The organism is Desulforhopalus vacuolatus, assembly GCF_016918505.1.
GTDB lineage: Bacteria > Desulfobacterota > Desulfobulbia > Desulfobulbales > Desulfocapsaceae > Desulforhopalus > Desulforhopalus vacuolatus.
On the sequence record NZ_JAFFPZ010000007.1, the window covers coordinates 22176 to 32107 of the forward strand.

The window sequence follows — 9932 nt, forward strand, 5'->3', positions numbered from 1 at the left end:
ACCATGAACATACAATTCGCCCATCCCGTGTGGCTGACAGTCGGTCTGGCAGCCAGTCTGCTTCTCGCCGAGGCCCTCTATCTCGCAGAGAAACGCCGCCGCAGAGCCATGCAGCAGTTTGCATCACCAGAGCTCGCCGCCCATCTCACCCGTAATATTTCCCGGCGCAGGCGACTGTGGAAAGGCCTTCTGCTCGTTCTCACCCTTTTCCTCTGCTTTACAGCCCTCGCCCGACCGCAGTACGGTTACCACTGGGAAGAGGTAAAACGGCGAGGTATCGACCTTTTATTTGCCCTCGACACCTCCCGCTCCATGCAGGCCGAGGACGTCAAACCAAACCGCCTTGCACGGGCGAAAATGGGAATATATGACTTTGTCAACCAGCTTGAGGGAGACCGCGTCGGCCTGCTGCCCTTTGCTGGCAGTTCCTACCTGATGTGCCCGCTTACCCTGGATTACAATGCCTTCAACCAGAGCCTTGAAAGCATTGACACAAAGATCATTCCCCGGGGCGGAACCAGCCTCAGCGAAGTTATAAACTCTGCGACAAATATCCTTGGTCAAAAGTCCAGTCACAAAATACTCATCATTCTTACTGACGGTGAAAACCTCGAAGGAGATGCCATTGCCGCAGCTGAACAGGCGGCGAAGGCGGGAGTAACCATCTATACCGTTGGCGTCGGTACCCGCAGCGGCGAACTGATCCCTCTGGCGAATGGAAAGGGAGTTATCAGAGACGCCTCCGGCAACCCGGTACGTTCACAACTCGACGCAAAAACCCTTATTAAAATAGCTGAGACCACCGGCGGCATCTATGCCCCGCTTGGCAAAGCCGGTGAGGGGCTGGAGAAAATCTATAAAAGTAAACTCTCCCTCGTACCACAAGAAGAGCTCTCCGGTCGCCGTCACAAGGTCTTGAAAGAGCAGTTTCAGTGGCCGCTGGCCGGGGCGATTCTCCTGCTGCTCGTGGAATTTCTCATCAATGACCGCCGTCGTGAAAAGACAGTGACGGCCAGCAGTATTGCCGGACTGGCAAAACGTCACCGGGGCAGTGCCGGGGCGTTGGTGCTGGCCATTCTGCTGGCATTTCCGGTTTCATCGAGAGCCTCTGAAGCTGATATCGCCTATAATAAGGGGGATTACAGCACAGCGACCAGACTCTATGCGAAGCAGCTTGACAAACAGCCTGAAGACGCACAGAGGCAGTTCAACCTCGGGGTTGCATCCTGTAAAAACAAACAGTATGACGAAGCCATCGACGCCTTCAGCAAAACCCTGAAAAGTGATGACCTCTCCCTGCAGCAAAAAGCCTATTTTAACCGGGGGAATGCCTTTTACAGCAAAGGAGAAAAACGTGTGCAGAAACAGCCGGGTGAGGCAATAAAAGAGTGGCAGCAGGCCGTAGATTCGTTTCAGGCGGCGGTAAACCTCAACCCACAGGACACAGCTGCACAAGAGAATCTGCAATACGTACAGAAAGAACTCAAAAAGCTGAAAGAACAGCAAAAACAGGATAAAAAACAGAAAAAGGATCAACAGCAAAAAAAACAGGATAAAAAGAAAAATAATCCGCAGCAGCAACAACAGCAGCAGCAACAACAGAATGCTGCTGGCAGCAACAACCAGGAAAAATCAGGTGAAAAAGAACAGAATAACGTAAAATCAAAGAGTAACAATAAGACAGAAAAAGACCCAAAAGATAATACAGATAAAATGAAGGACAGCCAGTCTGACAAAGCTCAGTCTCAACCACAGAAATCACCGGGTGCCGACAGCGTTCAGCAGAACAAAAAAGAACAACAGACACAGTCGGGCGAAAAAAACAACTCACAGCCTGCAGGTGCCAGAGAGATCTCAGGAACCGGGGAAAATCAGAAAAGCTCTGAATCCGCAGTTGCCCCCCCCGGGAACCAGTCCGCAGCTCTCGCCGCCGAACAGCAGGCACAGGCAGCCTCAGCCGAGGCGAAAAAACGCCGCACAGCTGGTAAGATGACCCATAAAGAGGCACTGCTCATGCTCAACACAATGAAGGGAGATTCCGACTCACTCCGCTTTATTCCGGCACCGCCTGCCGATAAACCTGAAACCCAAAAGGACTGGTAACCACAAAGCCCCCTAAACCGTTTTAGATTGAAGAGAGAACCATGAAAATCCTATGTAGAAAGAACCTTGTACTCTCATTTCTGCTCGTCCTGCTTCTCGTATCGGGTACGGTTTCCACCGTGTTCGCTGCACCGGTGATAACAACCTCGTTGAATACCGACAAGCTGCCTCTTAATCAGGAGGGACAGCTCACGGTAACTGTCACCAATAAGGAGGGCAAACTGAAAATGCCGGAGGCGGAAGGATTGCGCCTCAGCTACACTTCAAAAATTGTGAATCGCTCTTCCAGAATTTCCAATATTTCTGGAAACGACAAGAAGAGCTCCACCATTTTCATCTTTCGGGTTACTGCTGAGAAGGAGGGGAAATATACCATCCCCCCCATTCGCCTCATCACCCCTGACAAAAACTACGCCTCCACACCGATTACATTTGAAGTGGTTGCCCCCACAAAGGCAGCAAAAAATGCGGGTAATATGGGGGGAACCACCATCCAGCTGCCAGGCATGCAGCCTGGTCAGGGAATAATCGGCCAATCTGTCCCGCAGCAGGTAAAACGGGGAGAAGCGATGCAGGAGTCTGATATCGCTTTCTTCACCATAAAAGCGAAACAGAATATCTATGAAGGTGAAAATGTACCGGTGGAGATAAAACTGTGTCTCAACCCGGAGGTTGATTTTCGGGGTATCAGTATGCCTCGGATCACTGCAGAAAACCTCGCCATTCCTGTCCTTGATGAAAAAGAGGCAAAAGAGAACCAGGAAGAGATCAATGGAAAAATCTGGCACACTCTGACCTGGCAGACCACAATTTCAGGTATTAAGCCCGGCAAACATCAGCTTGAGATAACAGGGCAGACAACTGTCCGGGTTCCAGACACCTCCAGGGTATCTTCCGGTCAACAGCAGCGGAGTCAAAGAGATATTTTCAATGCAACCCCGGAAGAAATTCTCGCAGAAATGATGTCCCACAGAGCCTTTGGCAACCCTTTTGCGGACAGTTTTTCCCCCATGGTGCGGAAAAATTTAACTCTGAAAAAGAGTGCAACGTTCACAGTAGAGGCCCTGCCGGAAGAGGGACGCCCCGCTGATTTCACTGGTGCAGTGGGCTCCTTTACCCTCAAAACTTCAGTCAGCCGCGACAGGGTAGAGGCGGGCGATCCACTTACTCTCAGCGTTGAGGTCAGCGGAAAGGGAAACTTCAAATCAGTCACCATGCCAGAGATGGCTGAAAACCAGTCTATAAAAACCTATCCGCCTACTGTGAAGTTTACCCCTGTCGGCTCGAACGCCGGAGAAAAGATCTTTGACCAGGGGATCATAATCAAGAACAGCAGCGTCACCGAACTGCCAGCGGTCAGTTTCAACTACTTTGATCCGCAGAAGAAAACCTATGTGACCACAAGCACCTTACCAATTCCCCTCACCGTGACCGGAGCAGCCTCTCCTTCGCAACCCGTACCTCAAAAGGAAACAGCTGGCCAGGCAACGGCGGCAGTTTCCGCAGACCAGCCCCTGCCACTCAAAGTTGCTCTCGGCAATACCACCACTGATCTGCGGCCGATGCCACGCCGTCCCTGGTTTTTTCTCTCCTGTATTGCTGCTCTCCTCGTGGCACTCGCCGCCTTCATCTTCCGACATATTCACAACTCACAGCGTTCCGCCAGACGCAGCGTGCAGAGACAGCTCACCAGCCGCCTCGCAGGAGACCTCGCCAGTGTTGACAAGGCACAGCAGGCCGGGGACGGTCATCTTTTCCTCAATACCTGCCGAGTGGCAATTCAAAATCGCCTGGCCGGGAGCTGCGGCGTCCATGCTTCGGCGGTAAGTTCCAGAGATCTTCGTGAGATTCTGCCGAAAGATTCGGTGCTGCTGGAGATTTTTCAAATGGCAGAGAATGCCGCGTATGGAGGCGAAGTTCCAACGGACTTTGAGATGGATCAACTTTATCCAATGATCAGGAAAGCATTGGAGGATATAAAATGAATAAAAATATTGTAATAGCCGTTATACTTTTTACATCAATAGTATTTCAGGCCTTTTTATCCTCTGCCGCCACCCTCTTTGAGGAGGCCAACACCAATGTCACTGCGGGAAATTACAGCAGGGCAATTGAGCAATATAATCAGTTGAGAGAAGAGCAGGGCAGCAGCCCCGCCCTGCTCTATAATCTCGCCCGCGCCTTTGAGGAAAATGGACAGCCAGGTCTGGCTATTCTCAACTACTCCCGAGCAGAATCACTTGCACCGGGGGATGCGGAAATCATCAGTGCCCTTAATCGAATCCGTAAGACCACCGGCCTCTTTGAAGAGGATTCGCAGAGCTGGCAGGATCGCTTTACCTCCCTGTTCAATCTCAATCACTGGTCAGAGCTGCTGCTCGGCGCTCTGCTCTGTTACGCGGCACTGCAGTTGCTGCTTCTTCTGCGCAGTGTCAATAAAAAGGTGGTGGTCACGATCTCCACCCTCTGTGGTCTGGTCGCGGCAGTCTCAACAACAGCCCTCGCCCTGCAGTGGCAGACCATGGACGCAATGATTGTCGTTTCTGACTCCGCAAAACTACGCTTTTCTCCTATTACGGGATCGGATGTGGTACGAGAAATTCGCGAGGGTCGAAAGGTTATTCTCCTGAAACAGCATGGAGATTTCTGCTATGTGGAAGACTCCAGCGGCACAAAGGGCTGGGTGGCGAAAAACGCTGTGGTGGCCGTCGACGGACGCTGACTCTGGTCACCCTTTTTCCTTCCTTCCCGTTGTAATTTCGATTAAAATTTTATTCTTAAATGTTTTTTTGTTTTCCACGGTTTTTTTGACTGTAACCATAAAAAAATCATTTCCACACAAAGGGTCTCCCATGCCCCCTGCCCTCATCGACACCCACTGTCACCTCGACGTTCCCCCTTTTGTCTCACAGCTTGATACCGTACTGGCCGATGCTGGCAAAAAGGGAGTCTGCCGTTTTATTCTCCCTGGAGTAGAAGCCGCTGGCTGGGATAACCTGCTGCGGGTCGTCAACCGTTCTCCGGCATTCTTTGCCGCTCCCGGTATTCATCCTCTGTTCTGTAAAAATACGGGCGATGCAGAGATTGCAAAGCTTGACAGCCTGCTCTGTGAACGCAGGCGCCAGGTCCCCGCAAAGATTGTCGCCATCGGCGAAATCGGGCTCGACTTCTGGCCGTCGGAGTGTGACGAAGAGCAGCAGCGCCGAATCTTCGAAGCCCAGCTTGACCTTGCCGAACACCACCGCCTGCCTGTCCTCCTCCACGTCCGTAAAGCACATGACGCGGTGCTCGCCCTGCTCAGACGCAGAAAACTCTCCGCCGGTGGCATTGTTCACGCCTTCTCCGGCAGTCTGCAACAGGCGGAGCAGTACGCCGGGCTCGGTTTCTTCCCCGGCTTCGGCGGCGGCATCACCTGGCCGCGGGCGCGGCGCCTGCGCCGCATCGCAACCAGCTTCCCGCTGGAAAAGATCGTCCTTGAAACCGATGCCCCGAACATGCCGCTCTACGGACACCAGGGGCATGGCAACCACCCCGCCCTGCTTGCAGAAGTCCTCACCTGTCTCGCAGAGCTTCGGGGAATGGAGGAAGAAGACCTTGCCGCAGAAATATGGCAAAATTCCTGCGCCATTCTCCAGTTACCGATGAAAGAGGAAAAAGTATAAATATTTACAAAAAACTTGCACTGTTCACAACTTTACAGTTATTTTTTAGAAGTCAAAATAATTTTGATTTATTGAATACATCCACGGGACTCTCCATGAAAAAAATCATTCTCACCAGCAGTGTGATACTTGCCTGCCTGCTCTTTTCCGGCTGTACCCACAACCCCGATCCACGTCAGGGTGGTCTCTTTGGTTACAGTCCCAATCTCTATCAGCAGCGGATTGACCAAAAGAATGCAGAACTGCAAAGCGTTGAAGAAAATACCGCTGTTGAGGGCGGGAAAACAGTTTCCCTCGAAAGTGATGTGTTTTCCGAGAGGCTCAGGGTGAGTAAACTGCAGCAGAAGGTGAACAAGGCCAGCCGTAATATCAAGGACTTACAACGCCGCCTCGACAGAATGAAGTTCCAGTCCTCAAAGGCCGAAAAAACCCGCGCAGAACTGGAGAAAAAGCTTGCCTCCCTGCAGAACAGTTTTCAGCGGAGCAGTGCCCCAAAAGGGGATATTGCCAGACAGGAGGCGGAAATCAAAAGTCTTGAGTCCCAACTTCTGGAGTTGATGAAAGAGGCGGAACTTCTTGGAACACTCTGATGGGGAAAATTTTACCCTGCGGAGGCCTGCCTGTACTCACTCTGGCCTTTACTTTGCTCTGCTCCGGTACTGCCGCAGCGGATGCCCCGGCATCAACCCTCTCGCAGGGACAGTTGCAGCGCATTGCCAACGGGACCACCCTTTTTCTTGCCAAGGGCCTGCCTGCGCTCACTCTGGCCTTTACTTTGCTCTGCTCCGGTACTGCCGCAGCGGATGCCCCGGCATCAACCCTCTCGCAGGAACAGCTGCAGCGCATTGCCGACGGGACCACTCTTTTTCTTGCCGAGGGCCTGCACGCACCGAGAGAAAGAGACAGCAATACCATTGCCACCCGACTCCTCACTGACTGGATGCACCAGTATGACCCGTGGGCATACGCCTTCACCCAGGAGGAGTACCAGGCCTTCCGCAACGCAATGAGTAACGATTACGCCGGAGTGCAGATGGAGATTCAGCAGCTGAAAGATGGCACCTTTATCTGCCACCCATTCCACGACGGCGGGGCAAAGCAGTCCGGAATCCTTGAGGGTGACGTTCTTCTCGCCATCGAAAACCGTCCTGTGGCACAGCGGGACCTGCATATAGTTGGCATGGAGATTCGCGGCCAGGAAAAAACCAGCGTCACCCTCACCATCCAGACCGGCAGGGAGACTCCGCGCCAGCTGATCATTCAGCGCACCGCCACCCACTCCACTTCGGTCTGGCTGGAATACCTCGGCGACCACCTTGCCTGTCGTATTCACAGCTTCACTAAGAATACGCGGAACGAACTGCAGCGCCTCCTCGAGGATTTTGACCCCGCTCTGCCGCTGATTCTTGATTTGAGAGGGAACCCGGGAGGCACTCTTACAGGGGCCATCCTCTCTGCCTCACTCTTTCTCAACAAGGGGACGGAGATCGTCACGATCAAGAACAGGCGGGGCGAAAAGCAACAGAACATTCGCCGCACCAGCAATGTACAGAATCCCTGCACCTTTCCACTGTTGATTATCCTGCAGGATCGGTACACCGCGAGTGCAGCGGAGGTTTTCACCGCTGCACTCGTGCAGAACCGCAAAGCGGTCTCCCTTGGAGAAACAAGCTTCGGCAAGGGAGAAACACAGAAATTTGTTGAACTGCCAGACGGCTCCGCTCTGCTGATCACCTATGCGCAGCTGCTCCCTCCCGCAAAGCAGTATTACCACGGCAGAGGTCTCACCCCGACCATCCAGATCCGTATTGAAAAAGAGGATGGTGAAGCACTGTGGATAGAAAAACTCAATGAAATTCTTAAGAAACACACCGCCTCCACAGATACAGACGGCTCTGGAAAATAAACTCTGAAAAAAGGAGAAAAAAATGCTGAAAAAAAGTCAACTTTTCCTGCCACTGCTCCTCGCAGCGGCCCTTATTGTCGCATCCCCCATCACGGGATTCGCGGAAAATCGCGTTCCGGTGAAGCTGGCAGGCAAAAAGGTGCTGCCCCTGCAGGTGCTGACCAAGCCCTACTCCACCATCTACGCAGAGCAGGACGAAAAGAGTGCCGTAGTGCGGGACAACCTGCCTGCCTTTCAGCCCTTTTATGTATATACAACTCCAAATCCCGGGGATCGGGAGATGGAGACGGGCTGGTATGAAGTGGGCAGTGACAACCACGGCACGGTGGTCGGCTGGATGAAACAGGATGATGTCTTTGAGTGGAAACAGGCCCTCTGCCTCGCGTACACCCTGCCCCTCGGACGAAAACCTGTGCTGATGTTTGACTCTCTCGGCTACATCAAAGAACTGGCAGGGAAAGAGAAAGATGTGCGCATTGACCAGACTGCATCGCTTTATAAAACCATCGACTCAGGAGCTGTCCCGTCGAATTTTCCTGTAAAAAGCGTTGAACCGAAGAAAGCAGTTGATATCAGCAAAGAGTTTTACCTGCTGCCCATCCTGGATTATCAAGTCATTGATATCGGTCCCATGGAGGGGCGTCTTGTACAGCTTGCAGCCGTTACCAACGCCGGTGCCGGTGCGCGTGAAAAGAGTGATATCCGTACCAACAGCGACTACCTCGCCGGTGCCAGCAGCAGCGTCAGCGAAGTGACAAAAAAAACGCTGCAGAAAATAAATTTTGATGTGGTATGGGTCGTCGATACCACCTCCTCCATGCAACCCTATATTGACCAGGCACTGGCAATTATCAAACAGGTCTCCGAAACACTCGGCAGCGAAGAACTGGCAAAACAGAGTCTCAATTTCGGCATCTGGGGCTACCGGGACTCTGAGCGGGACATCAATGGAATTGGCTATACCACCCATAACTACACCCCGCAGCTGCAGGGTGTCGACGATTTCGTCAAGACCCTGCAGAATGTCAAGGTGACACAGGTTGGTTCAGTGGATTATCCCGAAGACCTCTTCTCCGGAGTAACCGAGGGAATAACTCACACTGCGTGGACACCGGGTGCAGTACGTTTTATGGTCATCCTCGCTGATGCACCGTCACACAAGGCCGGTCATAAATGGAACCTCAGCGGCAATGAGGAAAACAGTCTGCACGGTCTTGCCCGTGACCGTAAAGTGAACATCACTGCCATTCATCTGAAAAATCCCCGTGCCTCCAGATTTAATCCCCTCGCCGAGCAGCAGCTCTCTGTACTCGCCACCAAAGGGAGCTCCGATGAAATGGCCTATATGCCTGTTGACTCCACTGATATGGAGGCTTTTTCTCAGGTAACCAGCGAGCTGGCAAATGGACTCAGTCAGAGTCTTGTCAGCTTCAAGAAGAAAGCAGCCGAAAACATTGAAAAGGTGGCAACAACCACACCTCCCTCCGCCACACCCATTGCAGGGGATAAGATGGCAGTACTGGATACCCTGCCGTCTGGCCCGGCAGATATCTCCTCTGAAAACGGTGAAATGGCAGATCTTGATCCACTGAATGTAAATGTTGACCTTGATGAGATTACGACCCAAAGCAGTGACGGCAATACAATAGTCGCCAGCATGGTGAAGGCTGCCATGGTGGAATGGCTCGGCAGCAGCGAACAGGCGAAAGCCCCGCGCGATGTAGTTGCCTGGGCTGTGGACAAAGATCTGGAAGACCCCGGTATAACCAGCATGGAGGTGCGCCTGCTGATTAACAAACAACAGCTGGATACCCTCTATACCATGCTCAAGTCTGTACTGACAGCTGGCCGTCGGGGTCAAATCAGTGGCGATGACTTCTTCAATACCCTGCAGGCTACGGCGGCCACCACCGCCCGCGACCCTGAGCTGCTGAAAAAAGCGGAATCCATAGCCTCTTCCGGGCTGATACCTGAATTTCTTGAGGGGCTCCCCTACCACAGCCGGCTTATGGATATGAACAGCGAGTTGTGGTCAAGCTGGTCGGTGGACGAGCAGGATGAGTTTCTCAATAACCTTGAGGCACTGATTGAGGCCTACAAAATCATCCACGACTCTCCGGAAGGGTGGATTCAACTTAACCCGGGCGATGATACAGACCAGAATGTCTATCCCCTCGCCCTTGAGATGCTTCCCTGATCCGACTCTGCGGCCGCCATCCTGTCTGACCGGACGGCGGCCGTTTCATACTTTTTTAAAAGAA

General features: G+C 52.6%; 7 protein-coding genes. All 7 read left to right on the plus strand.

Features of this window, described 5'->3' with window-relative positions; translation table 11 throughout:
- Positions 1 to 3 precede the first annotated feature (3 nt).
- The 7 genes from JWG39_RS06220 to JWG39_RS06250 all read left to right on the plus strand — a co-directional run bounded on the left by JWG39_RS06220 (position 4) and on the right by JWG39_RS06250 (position 9868).
- Positions 4 to 2103, plus strand: coding sequence for a VWA domain-containing protein (locus tag JWG39_RS06220; RefSeq protein WP_205218521.1), 2100 nt, complete (start codon positions 4 to 6; stop codon positions 2101 to 2103).
- Positions 2104 to 2144: 41 nt separating this feature from the next.
- Positions 2145 to 4088, plus strand: coding sequence for a BatD family protein (locus JWG39_RS06225; RefSeq protein ID WP_205218522.1), 1944 nt, complete (start codon positions 2145 to 2147; stop codon positions 4086 to 4088).
- On the plus strand, positions 4085 to 4825 hold the full coding sequence (locus tag JWG39_RS06230) for a tetratricopeptide repeat protein (RefSeq protein WP_205218523.1): 741 nt from the start codon (positions 4085 to 4087) through the stop codon (positions 4823 to 4825). The genes JWG39_RS06225 and JWG39_RS06230 overlap by 4 nt, the downstream gene beginning before the upstream one ends.
- 130 nt (positions 4826 to 4955) lie before the next feature.
- Positions 4956 to 5765, plus strand: coding sequence for a TatD family hydrolase (locus tag JWG39_RS06235; RefSeq protein WP_205218524.1), 810 nt, complete (start codon positions 4956 to 4958; stop codon positions 5763 to 5765).
- A 95-nt stretch (positions 5766 to 5860) separates the two neighbouring features.
- The gene (locus JWG39_RS06240; RefSeq protein WP_205218525.1) at positions 5861 to 6355 is read left to right on the plus strand and encodes a hypothetical protein; all 495 of its coding nucleotides are present in this window, start codon (positions 5861 to 5863) and stop codon (positions 6353 to 6355) included.
- A complete protein-coding gene (locus tag JWG39_RS06245; RefSeq protein WP_205218526.1) occupies positions 6355 to 7671 on the plus strand; it encodes a S41 family peptidase in 1317 nt (438 codons plus the stop codon). Before JWG39_RS06240 ends, JWG39_RS06245 begins: the two co-directional genes overlap by 1 nt.
- Positions 7672 to 7693: 22 nt before the next feature.
- Positions 7694 to 9868 carry a vWA domain-containing protein gene (locus JWG39_RS06250; protein WP_205218527.1) on the plus strand — a complete coding sequence of 725 codons (2175 nt, stop codon included), beginning with the start codon at positions 7694 to 7696 and terminating at the stop codon, positions 9866 to 9868.
- Positions 9869 to 9932 lie beyond the last annotated feature (64 nt).

Coding starts and splice junctions, on each gene's coding strand:
- JWG39_RS06220 (WP_205218521.1), top strand. CDS start 4: ATGAACATACAATTCGCCCATCCCGTGTGGCTGACAGTCGGTCTGGCA.
- JWG39_RS06225 (WP_205218522.1), top strand. CDS start 2,145: ATGAAAATCCTATGTAGAAAGAACCTTGTACTCTCATTTCTGCTCGTC.
- JWG39_RS06230 (WP_205218523.1), top strand. CDS start 4,085: ATGAATAAAAATATTGTAATAGCCGTTATACTTTTTACATCAATAGTA.
- JWG39_RS06235 (WP_205218524.1), top strand. CDS start 4,956: ATGCCCCCTGCCCTCATCGACACCCACTGTCACCTCGACGTTCCCCCT.
- JWG39_RS06240 (WP_205218525.1), top strand. CDS start 5,861: ATGAAAAAAATCATTCTCACCAGCAGTGTGATACTTGCCTGCCTGCTC.
- JWG39_RS06245 (WP_205218526.1), top strand. CDS start 6,355: ATGGGGAAAATTTTACCCTGCGGAGGCCTGCCTGTACTCACTCTGGCC.
- JWG39_RS06250 (WP_205218527.1), top strand. CDS start 7,694: ATGCTGAAAAAAAGTCAACTTTTCCTGCCACTGCTCCTCGCAGCGGCC.